We start from the raw sequence: 21880 nt of genomic DNA, 5'->3' as shown, positions 1-21880 counted from the left end.
TAAAAAAAGGAGGAATTTCACGTGATTTTAATAAAAGAGAGAATCGGTAAGCTGTTAAGTGATTTACAGTCTTTGATCTATAAAGAAGATATTCCTGTATCAGAGTACCGGATGCTCAAATCGGCAGAACGGTTTGAGCATGTCAGTGATCTGGATACCCAGTCATGGGAGGTGCTGTCAAAAGAAGAGCTTTGGGGTGGACACAGGGAGTATTACTGGTTTGAGACGGAAGTTACCATACCAGAAGAATGGGAAGACCAGTGTGTGGTTTATGAACTGCGGACAGGAAGGGAAGGTTTCTGGGATGCCACAAATCCTCAGTTTACCATTTATGTAAACGGAATCAGGCGCCAGGGGCTTGATGTGAATCATCGGGAAGTGCTTTTAACCAGACAGGCAAAAGCAGGAGAAACCTTCCGGATCATTTTATCTGCTTTTACGGGAGACCAGAACTTTAAGCTGGTGATGGATTCTAAAGTCCGCATCCTCGACCAGGAGACGGAACAGTATTTTTATGATGTATCCGTTCCCTATGAAGCTGCAAAACTGCTGCCTGACGGTGACAGCAGCTGCATCACCATCTTATCGGCAGCAAATGAATCTTTGAATCTGCTGGATTTAAGAAAGGAGTATTCTCCGGAATACTATGAGTGTTTAAAAAAGGCATCCACCTATATGAAGGAAGCATTTTATGACCGCTACTGTGGAGGTGAAAGTAAAACCATATGCTGTGTGGGCCATACCCACATTGATGTGGCGTGGCTGTGGACTCTGGCTGTTACAGAGGATAAAGCAGTGAGAAGCTTTTCTACGGTTCTGGAACTGATGAGACAGTATCCGGAATATCTCTTCATGTCCAGCCAGCCCCAGCTTTACAAATATGTGAAAAAGAACGCTCCCGATGTATATGAAGAGATTAAGAAACGGGTGGCAGAGGGAAGATGGGAAACAGAGGGCGGCATGTTTGTGGAGGCGGACTGCAATTTATCGTCTGGAGAATCACTGGTCAGGCAGTTTCTTCACGGGAAGGAATTCTTCCGGGAAGAGTTTGGAACAGACAATGTGATTTTGTGGCTTCCAGATGTATTCGGATATTCTGCCGCGCTGCCCCAGATTATGAAAAAATGCGGAATCCGGTATTTTATGACAACCAAAATCAGCTGGAATGAATTTAATAAAATGCCCTATGACACCTTCTACTGGGAGGGAATTGACGGAACCAAAATCCTGACTCACTTCAGCCCCAGCAGGGAATATAATAAGGCTGCAGTTTTAGGGGGAACGGAGACTGAGCATTTTACCACCTATAACGCCTATTTAAATCCCACCTATGTAAAAGGTGCCTGGGAGCGGTATAGTCAGAAATACTTAAATAATGAAGTGCTGATGTCCTTTGGGTACGGTGACGGAGGCGGCGGTCCGACTAAAGACATGCTGGAAAACCAGAGAAGGCTTGAAAAAGGAATTCCAGGCTGTCCTAAAACCAAAATGACAACCTCCAGACAATTTTTTGAAAATCTGGAACAGGACGTAAAGGGACAAAAGTATCTGCCCTCCTGGGTAGGAGAGCTTTACCTGGAATATCACAGGGGAACCTATACCTCTATGGCAAGAAATAAAAAATACAACCGCAAGTCTGAGTTCCTTTTTGAAAATGCGGAATGCTTCGGAATGCTGAACCGGATACTGACAAACAGTTCCTATCCGAAAAAGACCATAGATGAAAGCTGGGAAGTTATTTTAAGAAATCAGTTCCATGATATTCTCCCAGGCTCATCCATCAAAGAGGTGTATGAGGATTCCGGAAACGAGTATGAGAAGATTACAAAGACCGGTAAAGAATTAGTGGATCTGGCTTTGGATGAAGTGACGAAACAGATAGCCGGGACTAGAAACACTGTGGTTGTCTTTAATCCCAACAGTGTCTCAGGAGAAGGACTGGTGAAAGTAAAGCTGCCGGAGGGTATGAAAAACCCTGGAGTCACAGACGGAGAGTACAGGCTGCCGGTTCAGATCACAGAAGATGGAACTCTGCTCTTTGGGGTATCCGGGGTACCCTCAAAGGGCTATCGCACCTTCGCTTTGACTGAAGACAATGGAAATGGGGCTGCAACCACGCTCACGGCAGACGTGAAGCATCTGGAAAACCAGTTTCTCCGTGTTGTTCTAAATGAGAAAGGGCAGATATCCTCCATCTACGATAAGATTATGGAGCGTGAAGTCCTTCCGGATCAGAAATGCGCCAATGTGCTGATGACCTATGAAGATCGTCCCCATAATTACGATGCCTGGGATGTAAATAATTATTATGTGGAAAAATCCTGGGAAATTACCAATGTGGCCTCCATGGAACTGGTGGAAAACGGCCCGGTCCGTGCCACGGTCTGTGTAAAGAGAAATTACCTGGATTCTGTCATTTGCCAGTATATTTCCCTTAACTTTGACAGCCCTGAGATTCTGATTCAAAACGAGATCGACTGGAAAGAAAAAAATATCTTTATGAAATCCATCATACCCGTTGACATTCATACAGACGAGGCTGTCTTTGATATTCAGTATGGAAATGTAAAGCGGAAAACCCACTATAACACCATGTGGGATTATGCCAGATTTGAGGTCTGCATGCATAAATGGCTTGATGTTTCCGAGGGTAATTACGGCGTCAGTGTGTTAAATGACTGTAAGTATGGTTGCCACGTTCACAATGGAGAAATTGGAATTTCCATGTTAAAATCAGCGGTATATCCAAATCCTGATGCAGACAAGGAACATCACAGCTTTGTATTTTCCATTTATCCCCATAAGGGGGACTGGAAAGAGGCTGGTACCCCAAAGAGAGCTTATCTTCTCAATAATCCCATGACTGCAAAAATAAAGGAGACGGATGGAGGCAGTCTTCCAGGTGGGTTTTCTCTTGTTAAAACGGATGCAGACAATGTAATCATCGAAGTGGTAAAAGAGGAACGAAACGGCGATGATATGATCATCCGTTTCTATGAGACTGCAAACCAGCGAACCACGGGAAAGATGATCTTTGGAACTAAGATTCTTGGAGCCTGGGAATGCAGCATGCTGGAGGAGGAAGAACAGGAAATCCCATTTTCAGAAGCCATCGCATCCTATACCATAAAGCCTTATGAAATTAAAACCTGGAAAATAAAACTGAAATAGGTAATCTGCTCCTGCTCCTTCCTGCTTGCATAAATCAACATCCCGTAATAGAATGGATAAGAGAAATTCTAGCGGGTTTGCAGAAAGAGGAAGGAGCATGGAATGATTACTATTAAAAAAATGGCGGAATTACTTGGCACCAGCACAACCACCGTTTCCAATGTGATTCATGGAAAAGAGGGGGAAGTATCGCCTGTTATGGTGGAAAAGGTGAAGAAGCTGATTGAAGAATATGACTATGTTCCAAACAGAAATGCCAGAAATCTGGCCAGTAACCGGTCCGGAATCATCGGTCTGGCGATGAAAGCCAGTGAAAATAAATACGATAACTTTGTAAAAGATCCGTTTGCAGGGGAACTGATCGGAGCTGTGGAACGGTATGTCCGCGCAAAGGGATATTTTACCATGCTATATGTTTCCAGTGATATAGGAGAGATTATCAGCTCGGTTTCCAGCTGGAATGTAGATGGTCTGATTCTTCTTGGAATGCAGAAGGAAGACGGGGAACTGTTAAATAAGAAGATGAAAAAGCCCATGGTTTTTGTGGATGCCTATTTTGAAGACGTTACCTTTGAATACGTCAATGTTGGAATTGATGACAGAAAAGGCGGCAGGGAGATTACAGAATATCTTTTGCAGTCCGGTCACCAGAAAATCGCATTTCTGGCAGATAACTGTATGGGAGTAGACTATCAGCGGTTTATGGGATACCGGGATGCACTGACCAGTGCCGGACTGCCATGGAACGAGGACAACTTTATCCGGCTGAAGCCAAGCGGCGCTGATTTGTCTCAAATATTATCCCAGGCACATGAGCGGGCAGGGGACTTTACCGCCTTTATCTGTGCATCGGATTATTATGCTGCTTATATTTTAAATGATCTAAAGGACCGGGGAATGAAAATTCCACAAGAACTCTCCATCGTGGGATTTGATGACAATGTCTGCAGCCGTCTGGTAAGGCCTGCACTGACCACTGTCCATCAGGATGTAACGGAAAAGAGCCGGATTACGGTGGAGAAGCTGTTTCATATCATAAATGAAGAGGATTACGGGTTAAATTTTGAACAGCTTCCGGTTTTTATCGTAGAGCGTTCTTCCGTGAGAAAAATGTAGAGTTTCTGTATCTGACAGATAAGTACTGAAAGGTTGAGATGTCTAATAGGGGGATGGATCAAATTGACAAATCCCTCTTTCTTTGACGCCTCATTCAGGGGAATTCTTCTGCAGGTGGTCTTTTATCGTTTCCAATTGTTCCAAAACCAGCATCTTCAAGGGATTCGGTTTTATTGATAAAATATTTTCACCGTAGGCAATAAAATAATTAGCGATAAAAGTTTCTTCCCCTTTGTTATAAAAGCCTCTTATATAATTTTTCCCATTTTCATGGAACAGCTCCATAGACGGATAATGTTCCTTATAGAATATATCCGCACCTCTTGCAGAAATCCCAACTTCAAAGTCAACAGCATCTTTTTCTCGGAACATCTCTTTCACTGGAATAAGCAATTCAGAAAGCGGCTTGGGCAAATATTGATCACAGGAATTTACAGAATGAATTTTATCGCATCGGAATACTTGCGGTCTTTTTGTCTGAAAATTGTAGGCGGTGGCATACCATTGTCCATAGGCAGAGGTTATGTCAAAAAACTGAACGTAATACTGATTTATACTGTCTTTCTTTTGGTAGGTTACTTCGCACACTCTTTCCTCAACGGCCATGTTCAAAATGTCCTCTAAACAGCTGCATTCCTTTTTATTCTGGTAACTTCCCAAGCTAAAAATCAATTCCATTCTCCGCAGCTTTTGTATTCGTTCTTCTGATATGCACCCTTCAAACTTTTGCTTTAGTTTTTTAACATTTAAGTGGAACGGGGTGGATTGATAAGCGTTTAGGGTTTGCATGGCAAAGTATAAGGCATGAACCTCATCAATGGTAAAGACAATGGGCGACAGCAGACGGTTGGGAAGAATACCATAGTGGCCATTTCGTCCGGATGTGGAGTAAATTGGCATACCTATTTCTTCTAAGGACTGAATATCCCGAAGTGCTGTACTTTTGGATATGGAGTATCGATCCATGATGTTTTTTAAGTTAAATGACTTTTTATCATTGAGGTATATCATCATATCATTAAGCCGCTGGGATTTATTCATAGCATTTCCTCTTTTCTGATAAATGGTTTCACTAATTGACACCATTATAGATTATACTGGATTCAAGATCATAAAGAAAGGATTAAATGGATTATGAAAAAACTATTTTTGGTATCATCCTTTAGCGATGTAGCTGACTTATTTGAAGACTTTGAGAAAGACCTAAACGGAAAAACCGTCACCTTTATTCCCACTGCAAGCAAAACGGAAAAGGTTGTATTTTATGTGAAAGAAGGAAGAAAGGCCCTTGAAAAGATGGGGCTGGTGGTTGAGGAGCTGGATCTATCAACCGCTCCAACTGCTGAAATCAACGCTAAAATAAAAAACAACGATTTTATTTATGTAACAGGGGGCAATACATTCTTTTTGCTGCAGGAATTGAAACGAAGCGGTGCAGATCAAATAATTATTGATGAAGTTAAGGCCGGAAAACTGTATATTGGCGAATCTGCCGGGGCAATGGTTGCATCTGCAAACATTGAATATGCGAAAGGAATGGATTCAGCAGAAAAAGCGCCTGACCTAGAAAATTTTGATGCGTTAGGTTTGGTGGATTTTTATACAGTCCCCCACTATACCAATTCACCTTTTAAAAAAATTGGGCAGAAAATTGTGGACACCTATTCATCCGTATTAAACCTGTCTCCCATTAGCAATCATGATGCGATTGCGGTCAGCGGTAATGAAATAGCCATCAAAAGAAACTGACTTACATCACCTTGACAATGTATCACCATGGAACGGCGGCCTTCAAAACCGCCGTTTTCTCTATTCAGGTGCTTGGTTTTGTACCTTTTTTTTCATAGAGTACAGCCCGAAGCAGCCTTTTTTTGTTTTAAAAATAACTTGGAAAATGAATAAAAAAACTCTTGTTATATCCTCCATAAAGTGATAATATACTATATATAGAACTTATGCGCATAAGTTACAATATAATTATTAAAATATCACTTTTTGACAGCATATTTTATAATGGAGGGTATATTATGAAGAAATACTTATGGGTTATGGCGATGGCGGGAGCAGCGGCGGTTTTGTCACTTGCAGGTTGTGGAAAGAGTGCACAGTCAGATGGAACTGTGGCCTCCTCTTCAGGAAGCCAGTCTGCAGACAGCAAGAGCGAAAGTCAGAGCCAGGCTAAGTCCGGGGGACAGGCGATTCGGATTGTAAACGGAAAAATCGAAATCGACGAGCCCTTAAAGGCGTTTGCCAAAAAGTATCAGGAGAAGACCGGTCAGGAGGTTGTAATTGAGTCCCTTGGAGGCGGAGTTGACATCAATGGAACCATGAAGGGATACCTGGCAGCAGGCAATATGCCGGATTTATTTGTATTTGGCGGCGAAGGAGATTATCAGACCTGGAAGGATTATATGACCGACTTAAGCGGGGAGGAGTGGGCTTCCCAGACAGAGTTTGGTTTTAAGTCAGAGGATGGAAAAACTGTAGGATTTCCTTATGCAGTAGAAGGGTATGGTATTACATATAATAAAGACGTTTTGAAAGCAGCAGGAATCGATCCCGCTTCTCTTACCAATTATGACGGGTTTAAGAAGGCTTTTGAGGCCATCGATCAAAAAAAGGGGGAGCTGGGACTGTCCGCTGTATGCTCAGTTGCGGCTGAATCCGGACAGATGTACTGGTCAACAGGAAACCATCTGTTTGGTTACTATTTATCAGGCGGGTTAAAGAGAGGGGACACCACTTATATTGATCAGTTAAAATCCGGGAAGACGGACACAGAGCGTCTGGGGCAGTTTGCAGATTTCATGAAGCTTCTGTTTGATTATTCAGATAAGAATACTCTGATTTCCGGAACATATGACGATCAGCTGGCTCTGTGGGCACAGGGAAAGACTGCATTTATCACCCAGGGGAACTGGATTGATCCCTCTCTTCCGGATTATAGTGTGAAGTTTGAATGTGGAATCGCTCCTCTGGCATTTACAAAGGAAGAGATGAAGGGTGTTCTTGCAGACTGTCCATCCTGGTGGGCTGTCTATAATAAAGGCACGAACATCGATGCATGCAAGGCTTTCTTAAAAGAACTTGCCCTGACAGAAGAAGGACAGGAATGTCTGGTAAGCGACTGCGGTATGATCTCGCCTTATACCACCTGCAAAGTTAGCCCAAAGACACCTTTGGCCATGAGTTTAAAGACCTATGTGGATGCAGGAAATACCTATTCCTGGCAATGGACGAAGATGCCGGAAGGAATCTCCATGAATGCTACTGGCAAAGTGTTTGAGCTGTATGCAAAAGGAGAGGTTGACAAAGATGGATTTGTAAACATGATGCAGACGGCCATTGCAGACTATGTGAAAAAATAACCGGGTTGGGCGGCCAAAAGCCGCCCGTATCCATATGGTAACGTCAAAGCATAGATAAAGGAGAGTCGTATGGAGGGAAAAGCAAAAAAAATAACGACATATCTGCCGGCAGCGATAGGTGCAGCAATGGTCTGCTGCGGGCTGTATTTTGATTTTTACAACAGGAATTTTTTGGGAAGGGGTCCATTACTTGCGGGCGGGCTGCTTCTGCTTGTGATTAGTCTTTATCTGGTTCCTGGAAAAAAGCACAGGGTGATTGTAAATGGTTTATTTCTGCTGCCTCTCATAGGCGCTTTTTTCATAACCGTGCTGATCCCTTTTATATTTGGCATTTTTTATTCATTTACGGACTGGAATGGAATTAAGTTTACCCAGTTTGTTGGTCTTAAGAATTATGGACAGATGTTTCATGCTCCTGATTATTTATATTCGCTGTTAATTACATTCTTATTTACGGTTTTTAATATGGTATCTGTCAATATAGCTGCGTTTTTCCTGGCAATTTTATGTACCTCAGGGGTAAAGGGAAGAAATTTTTACAGAGCTTCCTTTTTTCTCCCTAATTTAATCGGAGGAATCGTTCTGGGATATGTGTGGCAGTTTATCTTTAATAAAGTATTCACAAGCCTGGTGGCAGGAAGTCTTTCCATGCTGACCAGTCCCAATCTGGCATTTTTTGCAATTCTCATTGTCAGTACATGGCAGTACGCCGGTTATATTATGATGATTTATGTTACCGGTCTTCAGGGAGTTCCAAGAGATATTCTGGAAGCGTCGGCTGTAGACGGGGCAGGAGCGTTAAAAACTCTCTTACATATTAAGCTGCCTATGATTGCCAATACCTTCACAGTTTGTATCTTTCTTACCCTGGTCAATTCCTTTAAGCAGTTCGATTTAAACTATGCCATTACAAACGGAGCGCCCAGCCGGATTCTGGGAGCGAAGGCAGTGGCTTCCACGGAGTTTCTGGCTCTTAATATTTATAATACGGCGATTGCAAGAAACAGATATGCGGAAGGGCAGACAAAGGCAGTGGTTTTCTTTCTCATTCTGGCAGCCGTATCTCTTACTCAGGTTTCCATCAGTAAGAAAAGGGAGGTGGAACTATGAAAGAAATTAGCGGGAGGAACAAAACAACATGGGATGCAAGGCAGTCAAAACAACTGATTCCTGAGCTGTTTGGTCTCATACTATCACTGATTGTGCTGTCACCTTTTATTCTTGTGGTATTTAATGCAGCGAAAAAAAGTGCAGATATTGTAATCAGCCCCATCGCGCCTCCGTCTGACTGGGGACAACTGTTTATTAACTTAAAAAATGTCATTGGAAACCAGAATTTCAGCTATTGGAAATCCTTTGGAAGTTCCTTGTACATCACTGCAGTCAGTCTTATTTTACTGACCTTATTTTCCAGCATGGCGGCGTGGGTACTGGTTCGGAATAAGACAAAATGGTCCCAGTTGATTTTCATGATGTTTGTGGCCTCCATGGTTATCCCGTTTCAGGTGGTCATGCTTCCTCTTTTGTCTACGTTTCGCAAGGTATCTGAATTTACAGGAATTCCTTTGTTAAGCAGCTATACCGGTATCATTACTGCCTATCTGGGCTTTGGAGGCTCCTTGTCTGTGTTTATTCTTCATGGATTTATAAAGGGAATTCCAAAAGAACTGGAGGAAGCAGCATGGATTGATGGCTGCAGTCCGGAAAATACATTTTTCCAGATCGTTTTTCCGTTGTTAAAGCCTGTGCAGATGACTGTGCTGATTCTAAACGGAATCTGGATCTGGAACGATTACCTTCTTCCTTCCCTGATGCTGGGGCTCAATGGAAGAATCAAAACCCTGCCTGTTGCAGTGAGCAGCTTTGTAGGTTCCTATGTCAAGCAGTGGGATTTAATCCTGGCAGCCGCATTTCTTGCCATGATTCCCATTGTGATTCTGTTTTTATGTGCCCAGAGGCAGATTATACAGGGAATGGTAGAAGGGGCAATTAAATAATGGAAAGGAGTCTGAGATGGAACGAAAATGGTGGAAAGAGGCAATTGTATATCAGATCTATCCCAGAAGTTTTAAAGACAGCAATGGAGATGGGATTGGCGACTTAAACGGGATCAGGCAGAAGCTTTCCTATTTAAAGCTATTAGGAATTGATGTAATCTGGCTGTCACCTGTCTATCAATCCCCCAACGATGATAATGGATATGATATCAGTGATTACAAAAAGGTTATGGATGAGTTCGGAACCATGAATGATTTTGATGATTTGTTAAAAGAGGCCCATGAAAACGGAATCAGAATTATTATGGATCTGGTGGTGAATCATACCTCTGATGAGCATCCGTGGTTTATGGAGAGCCGGAGCAGCAGGGAGAATCCTTACCGGGATTATTACATCTGGAGAGAGGGAAAAGGAGAGATAAATCCGCCCAATAACTGGGGTTCCTGCTTTGGAGGCTCTGCATGGGAAAAGGATGAGAAAACAGGCATGTATTACCTGCATTTGTTCTCCCCAAAGCAGCCGGATTTAAACTGGGAGAATGAGGCTGTCAGAAATGAAATTTTTCAAATGATGGACTGGTGGTGCAGAAAAGGAATCGATGGTTTTCGAATGGATGTAATCAGCATGATTTCCAAAACCCCCTCCCTTCCAGACGGAGAAGTGAAAGGCGGGCTTTATGGGGATTTTTCACCCTACGCAGTCCATGGACCAAAGGTTCATACTTATCTGAAAGAAATGAATGAAAAGGTTTTATCTAAGTATGATTTGATGACAGTCGGTGAGACTGCAGGGGTTACGGTGGAGGAAGCCAGAAAATATGCAGGAGCCGGAGAACAGGAATTAAATATGGTTTTCCATTTTGAACATGTGGAGGGAGACGGTGAACTGCTAAAGTGGACGGATAAAAAGCCGGATCTGCTGCGGTTAAAACGCATACTCTCCAGATGGCAGGAGGAACTGGGAGACGATGCCTGGAACAGTTTATACTGGGATAACCATGACCAGCCAAGAGCGGTTTCCCGATTTGGCGACGACAGCAGCCGTTACAGAGAGGTTTCCGCCAAGATGCTGGCAACCTGCCTTCATATGATGAGAGGGACTCCTTATATCTATCAGGGAGAGGAATTGGGGATGACCAATTATCCATTTACAGAAATGTCCCAGTTCCGGGATATTGAGAGTCTGAATGCATATAAAGAGCTTACTGGAAAAGGCCTTGTAGACCATGAAACCATGATGAGGTATTTAAGGTGCAAAAGCAGGGATCATGCAAGGACTCCCATGCAGTGGGATGATGGCCCGGAGGCCGGATTTACCAATGCAGAGCCCTGGATCTCTGTGAACCCTAATTATATTGAAATTAATGCGGAAAAAGAACTGGCAGATGAAAACTCTGTGTTTCATTATTACAGGAAACTGATTGAGCTTCGGAAGAATTATGAGATTATTGTTTATGGAAATTATGAACTGATTATGAAAGAGGACACCCGGGTATTTGCCTATCTGCGAAGTCTGGGAGAACAACGACTGCTGGTGGTTTGCAATTTTTCTGATGAGGAGGCAGCCCTATCCTTACCCGAAGAATTTTTTAGAGAGGATGCAACGTGTCTGATTCATAACTACAATGACTCTTTGCAACAAAGACATAGCCGGCTGCTACCTTATGAAGCGGCAGCTTATTACCTGCAAAAGAAATAACCTGAATGGAGAAATAGAATGAAAAAACAATGGTGGCATGATAAGGTTGCTTATCAGATCTATCCAAAAAGCTTTCGCGATACCAACGGAGATGGCATAGGAGATTTAAGAGGCGTGATTTCAAAACTGGATTACTTAAAGGAGCTTGGTATCGATATTATCTGGTTATCACCGATCTATCAGTCTCCCTTTGCAGATCAGGGATATGATATTTCCAATTACTATGAGATTGATCCCCGGTTCGGTACCATGGAGGATTTGCAGGAACTGGTTGATGAAGCAAAAAAAAGGAATCTCTACGTCCTTCTTGATTTAGTGGTGAACCATTGCTCCGATGAACATGAATGGTTTCAGAAGGCCCTGAAAGATCCGAAAGGCGAATATGGTGATTATTTTTACATCAGGGAAGGAAAAGATGGGAAAGAGCCTTCCAATATCCGGTCCTATTTCGGAGGAAGTGCATGGGAACAAATAGGGGATACCGGCCTTTATTACCTGCACCTGTTCCATAAAAAGCAACCAGATCTAAACTGGGAAAATCCGGTGGTGAGAAATGAAATCTACGACATGATCAACTGGTGGCTGAAAAAAGGAATTGCAGGATTTCGGATTGATGCCATTATGAATATTAAAAAGGCCCTTCCTTTCCATGATTATGAGCCTGACCGGGAAGACGGACTGGCGGACTGCAGGCAGATGCTAAAAGAAAATAAGGGCGTTATGGATTTTTTAAAGGAAATGCGGGACGTCACTTTTCACCAATATGATGCCTTTACTGTAGGTGAAGTTTTTAATGAGAAAAAGGAAGAACTGTGTGATTTTATAGGGGAAGACGGATGTTTTTCCAGCATCTTTGATTTCAGCCAGACTGTATTCGGCGCAAGTGAAAAAGGCTGGTATGACAATCGTCCGGTAACGCCCGACGATTACCGGAAGTGTTGCTTTGACAGTCAGGAAAGAGCGGAGGGGATCGGTTTTCTTTCTAATATTATTGAAAACCACGATGAACCAAGGGGGGTAAGCAGATATATTCCTGAGGGAGAGTGTTCTGATGCTGCAAAAAAAATGCTGGCAGCTTTGTATTTTCTGTTAAAAGGAATGCCCTTCATCTATCAGGGGCAGGAAATAGGTATGGAGAATGTCGCCTTTGAAAACATTGACCAGTATGACGACATTTCCACATTAGAAGAATACCAGGTGGCAATTGAAAATGGTTTGTCAAAGGATCAGGCTTTGGAGGCTGTAAAGCGCTACAGCCGGGATAATGCAAGGGTACCCTTCCAATGGGACGACAGTGAGAATGCGGGATTCACCACAGGAACAGCCTGGCTCCCAGTCAGTAAGGACTATGCCTCCATTAATCTGCATCATCAGTCTGCAGATCCTGATTCCGTTTTTCATTTCTACAAAAAGCTGATTGCGCTAAGAAAGAATGAGGAATATAAAGATACCCTTATTTACGGCCAGCTGATACCCGCATATTTAGAAATGGAACGGCTGATGGTCTACTATAGAAACGGGGAACATGAGAGGATTCTTGTCATAGGAAACTTTAAAATGGAAGAACAGGAAATAGATCTGATAGAACCGTACCGTAAAATCCTGCTTAATAATTACGATACGGTCAGAGAAGCTGGGAAGAAGCTGGTACTAAAGGGATATCAGGTGCTGGTACTGTTATTTTAGTCAGATAGAATCTCTCCTGATTTTATCAACTGACTGCCATAGAGGCGTCAGTTGATAAGATCCGGGTACATATCCGATGCAAGCTGTTCCACTCCGTCTAAAATCTGATAACTATAACCCCAGAACTGACTAAAATCTATAATGTATATCTGCTTGTTCAAAACTGCAGAAAGTGACTGAAGTGCAGGCATCTTATAGATTTCTTCAACGGATTTTTCTGCCTCCGGGCCCCCTGAGTAACGAGAAATCAATAGAACATCAGGATTGGTTGAAACAAGCTGTTCCAGTGTGATCTCACCGGTTGCATTTTTAAAAGCATTGTCCAGATTTATCATATTCAACGCATCATTCTGAAAGGTATCAGAGGTTGCAGAATAGACGGAAAGGTCTCCATCGCTGTAGGATACATAGGCATAAGTAAGCTGGGGAACAACTCCTGAGAGTGTATCGGTTAAGTGATTAATCCTGGAATGCAGGCTGTCTGCAAATACGGAAGCCTGATCCTGTACACTGAATATTCTGCCAAGCTCTTCTATATCCTGAAACAAAGCGTCAACGGTTGCGCCACGTTTGCAGGTGTTAAAGATGTAAGTATTGATTCCCAAAGAATTTAATTCATCAACGCTTCCCACACCCCATTCTGCATCCGCAAACAAGTCGCCACGTCCAATGATCAAATCCGGATTAGCTCCCAGAGCTACTTCTTTTCCAACATAACCATTGGCCAGTACGGGGATTTTTAAGAATTCTTCGGCAATATCTTCAGAGGTCTCACCGTAAATAGCGGCAACACCTGCCATGGTGTCTGTCAGACCCAGACGAATCAGCAGTTCCGCTGTGGACTGGTTGTTGGCAACCACACGTTTGGGAGCCGCTTCAAAAATCTGCTGTCTGGATGTCCAGTTGCCATCATTAATGCTGTAATTGGACACGGTTAAGGGATAGGAGACGGAACTGGACTGCTGGTTAGTCTGAGAATCCACAGTGTCCGTTTTTTGAGTTGTCTTTTCCGGATTGGAAGAGACAGAGCTGGAGGCACATCCAACTAATCCTGCAACCATAAGAACAGTCAGCGATATGCCTGCAAAATGCTTTTTCCAAATAATATTCAATTGTGTTTCTCCTTTTAAGATTATTGGTTAGCGAAAGCTAACTAAAAGAGTATACTTTAAAAACAGCAAATTTGTCAACCTGTTTTACATGGGTTCACCTGATCACAAAATGACGATTGTGTTGACAGTTGTATTGAGGTATGATATATTGAAATGCGGTTAGAATAGACTAACTTATAGAAACATAAAGCGTTCAGTTTTTATAAATATGTAAATTACTAAGGAGCATCAGCATGAAGACACAAAGCAGCATAACTGCAAGGAATAGAAAAAAAGAGAGCATCCAGCAGAAGGCATTTGTACCGTTGGTCCTCGTCCTGATCGTTTTTATTGTATTTTCAGTCGGTTGTTCGGTGTCCATTGGGCAAGTTCCTATTTCTCTTAATGATACGTTTCAGATTCTGCTTTATAAGATTTCCGGAATGAGATTTGGCTCATTAGAAGGGCTTTCCACGGCCTCTTTTGCGGATATTATCTGGCACATCCGTCTGCCCAGGGCGCTGATGTCAATGCTGGTTGGAATTGGGCTTTCCCTATGCGGCGCGGTAATGCAGGCATCCGTACAAAATCCGCTGGCAGACCCTTACATTTTGGGGATTTCCTCAGGAGGTGCCTTAGGCGCTACCTTTGCTATTTTGCTTGGGTTTGGTTTTCCAGGAGTACTGGGTCAGATGGGGGTTGCAGCCTGTGCATTTGCAGGTTCATTTGGAGCGGCTGTCCTGGTGATGGTTATTGCTCACATGGGAGGGAAAATTACTTCTGCCAAGCTGGTGCTTACAGGCATGGTGATCAATGCGCTGTGTAGTGCGTTTTCTAATTTTATTATCTATTTTGCAAATAATGCGGAAGGAATTAAGACAGTAACTTTCTGGACCATGGGAAGTATCGCATCTGCAACATGGGGGAAGCTTCCTTTGGCAGCAATCAGTATAGGAATTGCGGTTGTGTTTTTCTTAACCCAGTTTCGGGTGCTCAACACCATGTTGTTAGGGAGTGAAGCGGCTGTCACGCTGGGCATTTCATTAAATCGTTATCTCCGCATTTATATGATGGTTTGTGCATTAGTTACAGGAATTATAGTTTCCAGTTGTGGCACTATCGGTTTTGTTGGATTAATTATTCCCCATATTGTCAGAGGGGTGGTGGGAACAGATCATAAAAGACTGATTCCGGTTTCTGCCTTGTTTGGAGCTGTCTTTCTCATTTGGGCCGATGTATTTTCACGTACATTGATTCATCAGAGTGAGCTGCCCATTGGCATTATTACATCCATGATCGGCGCTCCCATGTTTATGTATATGCTAATGAAAAAAGGATATGGATTTGGAGGAAAATAGGTGGATCTTCAGGCAAATAATATGATCGTAACGTTATCCAATACTGATATTGTGAAGGATATTTCAATTAAAGTAAAAGATAAACAGTTTGTTGGATTAATAGGGCCTAATGGCTGTGGAAAGTCCACACTGCTCAAGAGTATTTATAAGGTGATAAAACCCAGGCAGGGCAGTATTTATCTGGGTGATCTGGATGTGGTGAAATCAGATCCCAGGTCGGTTTCCCGTATTATGGGTGTTGTTGGTCAGTTTAATGATCTTAGCTTTGATTTTACCGTTCAGGAAATGGTCCTTATGGGAAGGACTCCCCACAAAAAATTTATGGAGGGGGATTCTGAGGAGGATTATAAAATTGTCAGCGCTGCACTTAACCAGGTTAGCCTGTCCGGTTATGAAAATCGCAGCTACCTTACCTTGTCGGGAGGTGAAAAGCAGCGTGTCATACTGGCACGTGCCCTGGCACAGCAGCCCTCCTTTCTGGTGATGGATGAGCCCACCAATCATCTGGATATTAAATACCAGCTGCAGATTTTATCCATTGTAAAGCGAATGAATGTTGGTACCCTTGCTGCTCTGCATGATCTGGAGCTTGCTGCTGAATACTGTGATTATCTTTACGTGATGAAGCAGGGAAAAGTGATTTCACATGGAACTCCAATGGAGGTATTGACCAGTCAGCTGATCGGAGAGGTTTATGATGTGGAGTGCGAAATTTATACCAATCCCATTACAGGGGAGTTGAGCATTGCCTATCTGCCGGTAACCATGCATTGTGGGAAAGATGGAAAATAAAATAGAAATATTATCCATGGGGTCGTTGACATCAATTCTGTGGAGGAATATAATGAATTCAGGGGTATATACGATGGTATATGCCCTTTTGTATATTATGACATAGGAGGAAAATAATCATGAGTGATAAAAAATCAGATAATCTTCATTGTCCCTGCTGTAAACGTCACTGTTCCATTGATGATCTTCACTGCAGCAAAGGTAAGGTCTATGCAAAATCATTAAAACGGAAAGAAGAGACCAGCCAGCAGCAAACTGAAAACTATGAACCGTCTTTCAACAGAATTCTTTTTACCTATAAATTTGGATTTCACCGGCTGTTTGGTCAGAAGGAGAAAGAGTTAAGCGGTAAGAAATTAAGAGCACTGGTAATGGGAGCATTGTTCCAGACAGATGGAAAGACTGCAACAGAACTGGAATCAGAAACGGGGATCAGAAACGAGAAGCTGAAGGAGTGTCTGGAAAAACTGGAAAAAAAGGAATATGTAAAAAAGAAAACCCAGCAAGAGGGATTACATCAGTATACCCTTTCGGATAAAGGAACAAAAGTGGCAGAAGAATTTATAACGGGTGGAGACAAAGAAGTGCTGAACCGCCTGGAAAAAGAAGAAAGAGACCAGCTGGAACGATTATTAAGGAAATTATTACCATAGAAAAAATTCATATTGACTCCACCATTTACCCCGATAATTGTCCGACATGTGCACAAGAAATGTAAAAAAACACGTTTATGTTTGCAGTTTTCATCAGATGTGATACAATGATTGTATGACAACATGAAAGATTTAGACTAAAAACATAAATTAAAGGAGTGAATTAGATGGAAGAACTTTCCAGAATTCCCATTGTACAGCAGGTAGTAAACAGCATGAAGGATTATATTGCAGCAGATGGAATTTTGGTTGGGCAGAAATTGCCTACAGAAAAGGAGTGGTGTGAGAAACTGACCGTTGGCAGAGGAACAGTCAGAGAAGCGTTCCGCATTCTGGAGGCCAGGGGGCTGGTAGAGATTAAGCCTGGTCGGGGAGCATTTCTGGTCAGCAAAAAGGAATTGGGTCAGGAAGAACTGGCTGAGTGGTTTCTTAAAAATGAAGTTGAATTAAAGGATTACATTGAGGTAAGAAGTGCGGTGGAACCCCTGTGTGCGAGAATTATCGCCAAACGGGCCACGGATGGGGAGCTGGAGCAGATTGAACGAACCCATTTCCGGTTTATCCGGGCTGTGGAAGAGAATGATTTTGCTGGTATGGCTAAGTATGATGAACGGCTGCACCGGCAGATTGTGGAGGCCAGTAAAAACAAGATGCTCATTTTTATGAGTAAAAAAATTGATGAGTGCATTCGTGATTTCCGGTTGAGAACGTTTCAGGTTCCTCAGAATGCCCAGAACGCGATCCGGGCACACCATAACATTGTGGAAGCGTTAAAGGCACGGGATGAAGAAGTGGCAGAACTTTATGCCAAACGCCATATTTCATTGATTAACACAGATATGAATGTGATTATAAAGCGGTAATAGAACTGGCAAAATTCCTGCCAAAATTGTGGAATTTTGTCAGTATATTAACGTTGCATTTTCATCAATATGTGATACAATGCAACATGTATAAAGAAGTATGCGGGAATGGAAAAACACCTGCAGCGGGAGGAACTACATTGGATACCAGGAGGAAAAAATCTGGGATACATCGTCTGATACTGGCATGTTTTTTTTGTACGGCAGTATTAATGACACAACTGAATACGGTTGATGTGGTCAAGAGCCTGGGACATCCTGGCTTTTTTTCCGTAAGCAGTTTTTCTGGCGACAACCTGCGTCATAAAAGATTTGATGCAATGATTGAATCGAAGGATGTGCTGGAAGAGGAAGCGGTAAGTGATGTATTTCTTAATATTGTAAGCCGTTCAAATCTAAAAAGCGTAATCCTTAATTATATATGTTTAAAAACATTCTTCTTATTTATACCGTTTGCGTTATGGTCACTTCGCACCGTTCTTATGCGGGAGGGATATATAAGCCGGATGTTTGTGATACGTTATATTCATAATTCCGACGGAGAAAAAGAAACAGCAGGCAGGTTTTGGCAGATTGAAAATTAATATAGAAAATGAGGAAAACTTATGAAGCCAGGAAAGAAAATGCTTGCTGCAATATTCTTAGGAATTGCAGCCATTGTTTGCATTGCAATATTTGGAGCAGGAGATAGTGTTAAAGGAATCTTCGATATGCGGTTTGGTATCGATATACGGGGAGGCGTCGAAGCTATTTTCGAGCCTCAGAATTTAGACCGTAAGCCTACGGCCCAGGAACTGGAATCGGCAAGGGAAGTAATTGAAAGCCGTATGGACAGCCAGAACATTGCTGACCGTGAAGTAACTGTGGATAAAGAGGCTGGTTATATCATAGTACAGTTCCCATGGAAATCAGGGGAAACAGATTTTAACCCGGAAGATGCAATATCTGAGTTAGGTGAGATGGCAGAACTGACATTTAAGGATCCCGATGGAACTGTTTTAATTCAGGGGAAAGATGTTGAGAAGGCCACTCCTCAGACGAATACATCCAATGGAATCAAGACCTACGTGGTAGCTCTCAGCTTTAACAGCAATGGATCAAAGCTGTTTGAAGATGCCACCGGAAAACTGATCGGAAAAAGAATCGGAATTTATATGGATAATAATCTGATTTCCAATCCTACGGTGCAGAATCAGATATCAGGAGGACAGGCGGTAATCACTGGTATGAAGAACTACGAGGAAGCCAAGGCTCTGGCTGAGAAAATTAATGCCGGTGCTCTTCCTTTCTCCTTAAAAACAACCAACTTTTCTACCATTAGCCCCTCTCTGGGAAGTAATGCTTTAACAATTATGGTCTATGCCGGACTGGCTGCATTCCTCGTGATCTGTCTCTTTATGATCGTGTTTTACAAAATGCCAGGTATCGTTGCATGCGTTACACTGCTTTTACAGATGGTAATTCAGATGCTGGCAGTTTCGATTCCCCAGTATACCCTGACCCTTCCGGGAATTGCAGGTATTATCCTGACTCTAGGTATGGCTGTGGATACCAATATTATTATTTCAGAGCGTATATCAGATGAACTGAAGAAGGGATCATCGGTAAAGGGAGCTGTTATTTCCGGTTATAAGAATGCATTTTCATCGGTACTGGACGGTAATGTTACAACTGCTATTGTGGCAGTGATCTTAATGATCTTTGGATCAGGAACCATGCTGAGTTTTGGTTATACCCTGCTGGTTGGTATGGTGGTAAATCTTCTGATTGGTGTATCCGTATCCAAACACCTGATACTGTCACTGATTCAGTCTGATTTCTGGAGAAATGAAAAGAGGTTCCGAATCAGAAAGGATAAAAAAATCATTCCTTTCTATCAGAAGAAATATATATTTGCCATTATCTCAGGATTCGTTATCCTGTCCGGTATCGCGGGCTGCTTCTTCTATGGAGTAAAACTGGATACTCAGTTTACAGGCGGTGCAGTTCTTTCTTATTCCGTTTCTGATCAGGCAGATACCGGTAAAATACAGGAAGCCATTGAAAAAGAGACAAAGCGTCCCGTAACCGTTCAGATTAAAGAAGATAATATGACTGGATTAAAGAGGCTGTCTGTTACACTTGCCGGAAATGCAGGTATGTCACCGGAGGAACAGAAGGCCATTACGGATACAATTAACAGTACCATTGGCAAAAATGATGCAAAGCTGTCTGAGACATTTGTGGTTGAGCCTTATATTGGAGCAAAAGCGCTGAAGAACGCCGCTGCTGCCATTATCCTGTCACTGATCTTTATTGTTGTATATGTCTGGATCCGTTTTTCCGTTATATCCGGCCTTTCTGCCGGAATAACAGCGATGATTGCCCTGGTTCATGATGTTCTTGTGGTATTCTTTGCATTTGTATTGTTCCAGATTCCGTTAAATGATGCGTTCGTCGCGGTAGTACTGACGATCATCGGTTACTCTATTAACGATACTATCGTAATTTACGACAGAATTCGTGAAAACAGAAAACATGATTCAAAAATGCCGGTGGATACTCTGGTTAACGTAAGTACATCCCAGACACTGGGAAGATCCATTAATACTTCCGCAACAACTGGAATTTGCGTATTAATTCTTATGGTGGCTTCTGTGTATTTCCATATTGAGTCCATCATGGAATTTTCACTTCCTATGTTCTTCGGTATCCTGACTGGTTGCTATTCATCAATCTGTGTGGCAGGTACCCTGTGGGCAATGTGGGAGAAAAAGAAAGGGAAATAATAAGATATTAGGCGAAGGCCGGGTAGTCAGTTTATTTGACTGCCTGGCCTTTTTTTTGATTGTAAGACAAGTTTGCCTGATGATGTATGACTGCCTTTTGTTTGTTTTGCATAATTTTAAAAATAATGTTGACAAAATTCGAGTAAAGATGTATTATGAATTTACAATATTGTATGACAGCATACAATAAAAGCGAGCCCGGGAAGCTTAAAAGAATGATATCATACAATGTTATCAACAAATGTAACAAAAAATGTATGGAATTTAACGACTAAACGTGTTGAGAGGTGGATTATTATGAAAAAAGTAATTGGAATTGTATTATCAGCTATGATGGCAATCTCTTTGGCTGCCTGCAGTTCGACTGCAGACAATACAGCCCAGACTCAGAGTGAGGCCCAGACGACTGCAGCTGTAACATCAGAAGCAAAAGGAACAGAAGCAAAAGGAACAGAAGAAAAGCAGAAACCAGTTAAAATAGGAGTTTCCGCACCGGATTTAACCAACGTTTTCTTCATTCAGATTAAAGAAGCAATGCAGAAATCCCTTCAGAATCCGGAAGATGAACTCATCATACAGGATGCAGGCGGGGATCAGAACAAGCAGATGAATGATGTTATGGATATGATCAATCAGGGGTGTGATGTGATCTGTATTTCAGCGATTAACTCCGAAGGTGTAAGAGCGACACTGGAAGCCTGTAAGGAAGCAGGAATTCCGGTAATTGCATTTAACACCGCGGTAAAGAATCCGGAACTGGTTCAGTGTACCGTTGTTTCCGATAATCTGGAAGCAGGAAAGCTTTGTGCACAGGCACTGGCTAAGGCATTAGATGGAAAAGGCAAAGTAGTTGAAATTACATACAGTACAACAGAAGTTTGTTATAACCGCCAGTCGGGTTTTGAACAAGAAATGAAAAATTATCCGGGAATTGAAATTATTCAGACAAAGGACGTAGAGAAGCCAAAGTCCGATTATTCCCAGCCGATTATGGTTGATTTTATCAACGCCAATCCGGTTATTGACGGTGTATTCACAATCAATGATCCAACTGCCAGAGGAGCGATTGCAGCATTAAAAGAAGCAGGGCGTCTGGATAAGACCAAGGTTGTTTCCGTTGATGGATCTGATGAAGGAAAAGGATTTATCCGTTCAGGAGAGATGGTAGCATCTGCCGCGCAGGATCCGGCTGGTATCGGAGCCACCTGTATTGAGAGCGCATACAGACTGCTTTCTGGTATGACAATCGAAGAAAAGGTAGTAGTACCTATGTCTATTATTACGGAAGAAAACGTTGGCAAGTAATCCGTAAACACTT

At 42.4% G+C, this 21880-nt stretch carries 17 protein-coding genes; 15 read left to right on the top strand and 2 right to left on the bottom strand.

Annotated features, from left to right (window positions below; all coding sequences use genetic code 11):
• Window positions 1-21: 21 nt before the first annotated feature.
• Window positions 22-3171 carry an alpha-mannosidase gene (locus tag ABS301_RS10200; protein WP_349672131.1) on the top strand — a complete coding sequence of 1050 codons (3150 nt, stop codon included), beginning with the start codon at window positions 22-24 and terminating at the stop codon, window positions 3169-3171.
• Between the two features lie 102 nt (window positions 3172-3273).
• Window positions 3274-4287 (top strand): LacI family DNA-binding transcriptional regulator, encoded by a 1014-nt coding sequence (locus ABS301_RS10195; protein ID WP_349672130.1) that lies wholly within the window; start codon window positions 3274-3276, stop codon window positions 4285-4287.
• A gap of 90 nt (window positions 4288-4377) precedes the next feature.
• On the opposite strand, the gene ABS301_RS10190 is transcribed toward ABS301_RS10195, so the two are convergent.
• The gene (locus tag ABS301_RS10190; protein ID WP_349672129.1) at window positions 4378-5328 is read right to left on the bottom strand and encodes a helix-turn-helix transcriptional regulator; all 951 of its coding nucleotides are present in this window, start codon (window positions 5326-5328) and stop codon (window positions 4378-4380) included.
• A gap of 93 nt (window positions 5329-5421) precedes the next feature.
• On the opposite strand from ABS301_RS10190, the gene ABS301_RS10185 reads away from it, so the two are divergent.
• The 6 genes from ABS301_RS10185 to ABS301_RS10160 all read left to right on the top strand — a co-directional run bounded on the left by ABS301_RS10185 (window position 5422) and on the right by ABS301_RS10160 (window position 13037).
• Entirely contained in the window at window positions 5422-6036 is a 615-nt protein-coding gene (locus tag ABS301_RS10185) for a peptidase E (protein WP_349672128.1), read from the top strand.
• 278 nt (window positions 6037-6314) lie between these two features.
• Window positions 6315-7655 (top strand): ABC transporter substrate-binding protein, encoded by a 1341-nt coding sequence (locus tag ABS301_RS10180; RefSeq protein ID WP_349672127.1) that lies wholly within the window; start codon window positions 6315-6317, stop codon window positions 7653-7655.
• A gap of 69 nt (window positions 7656-7724) precedes the next feature.
• Window positions 7725-8765: a carbohydrate ABC transporter permease gene (locus tag ABS301_RS10175; RefSeq protein WP_502877959.1), complete on the top strand. Its 1041-nt coding sequence runs from the start codon at window positions 7725-7727 to the stop codon at window positions 8763-8765.
• Entirely contained in the window at window positions 8762-9652 is an 891-nt protein-coding gene (locus ABS301_RS10170; RefSeq protein WP_349672126.1) for a carbohydrate ABC transporter permease, read from the top strand. Before ABS301_RS10175 ends, ABS301_RS10170 begins: the two co-directional genes overlap by 4 nt.
• 16 nt (window positions 9653-9668) lie before the next feature.
• On the top strand, window positions 9669-11351 hold the full coding sequence (locus ABS301_RS10165) for a glycoside hydrolase family 13 protein (protein WP_349672125.1): 1683 nt from the start codon (window positions 9669-9671) through the stop codon (window positions 11349-11351).
• Between the two features lie 18 nt (window positions 11352-11369).
• Window positions 11370-13037 (top strand): alpha-glucosidase, encoded by a 1668-nt coding sequence (locus tag ABS301_RS10160; RefSeq protein ID WP_349672124.1) that lies wholly within the window; start codon window positions 11370-11372, stop codon window positions 13035-13037.
• A gap of 47 nt (window positions 13038-13084) precedes the next feature.
• On the opposite strand, the gene ABS301_RS10155 is transcribed toward ABS301_RS10160, so the two are convergent.
• Window positions 13085-14149 (bottom strand): ABC transporter substrate-binding protein, encoded by a 1065-nt coding sequence (locus ABS301_RS10155; protein ID WP_349672123.1) that lies wholly within the window; start codon window positions 14147-14149, stop codon window positions 13085-13087.
• A gap of 233 nt (window positions 14150-14382) precedes the next feature.
• Here ABS301_RS10155 and ABS301_RS10150 point away from each other — a divergent pair, with 233 nt between their 5' ends.
• The 7 genes from ABS301_RS10150 to ABS301_RS10120 all read left to right on the top strand — a co-directional run bounded on the left by ABS301_RS10150 (window position 14383) and on the right by ABS301_RS10120 (window position 21867).
• Window positions 14383-15486 carry a FecCD family ABC transporter permease gene (locus ABS301_RS10150; RefSeq protein ID WP_349672122.1) on the top strand — a complete coding sequence of 368 codons (1104 nt, stop codon included), beginning with the start codon at window positions 14383-14385 and terminating at the stop codon, window positions 15484-15486.
• On the top strand, window positions 15487-16278 hold the full coding sequence (locus ABS301_RS10145; protein WP_349672121.1) for an ABC transporter ATP-binding protein: 792 nt from the start codon (window positions 15487-15489) through the stop codon (window positions 16276-16278).
• Window positions 16279-16397: 119 nt separating this feature from the next.
• On the top strand, window positions 16398-16931 hold the full coding sequence (locus ABS301_RS10140; RefSeq protein ID WP_349672120.1) for a winged helix DNA-binding protein: 534 nt from the start codon (window positions 16398-16400) through the stop codon (window positions 16929-16931).
• Between the two features lie 167 nt (window positions 16932-17098).
• Window positions 17099-17794: a FadR/GntR family transcriptional regulator gene (locus tag ABS301_RS10135; RefSeq protein WP_277408856.1), complete on the top strand. Its 696-nt coding sequence runs from the start codon at window positions 17099-17101 to the stop codon at window positions 17792-17794.
• 86 nt (window positions 17795-17880) lie between these two features.
• Window positions 17881-18378, top strand: a complete 498-nt coding sequence (locus tag ABS301_RS10130) for a hypothetical protein (protein ID WP_349672119.1) — start codon at window positions 17881-17883, stop codon at window positions 18376-18378.
• Between the two features lie 21 nt (window positions 18379-18399).
• Window positions 18400-20562, top strand: a complete 2163-nt coding sequence (secF, locus tag ABS301_RS10125; protein ID WP_349672118.1) for a protein translocase subunit SecF — start codon at window positions 18400-18402, stop codon at window positions 20560-20562.
• A gap of 297 nt (window positions 20563-20859) precedes the next feature.
• Window positions 20860-21867, top strand: a complete 1008-nt coding sequence (locus tag ABS301_RS10120) for a sugar ABC transporter substrate-binding protein (protein ID WP_349672117.1) — start codon at window positions 20860-20862, stop codon at window positions 21865-21867.
• The last annotated feature ends 13 nt before the right edge of the window (window positions 21868-21880 follow it).

The organism is Lacrimispora sp. (assembly GCF_031982545.1).
Taxonomy (GTDB): Bacteria; Bacillota; Clostridia; order Lachnospirales; family Lachnospiraceae; genus Lacrimispora.
This window is presented reverse-complemented; position numbering and strand designations above follow the sequence as displayed.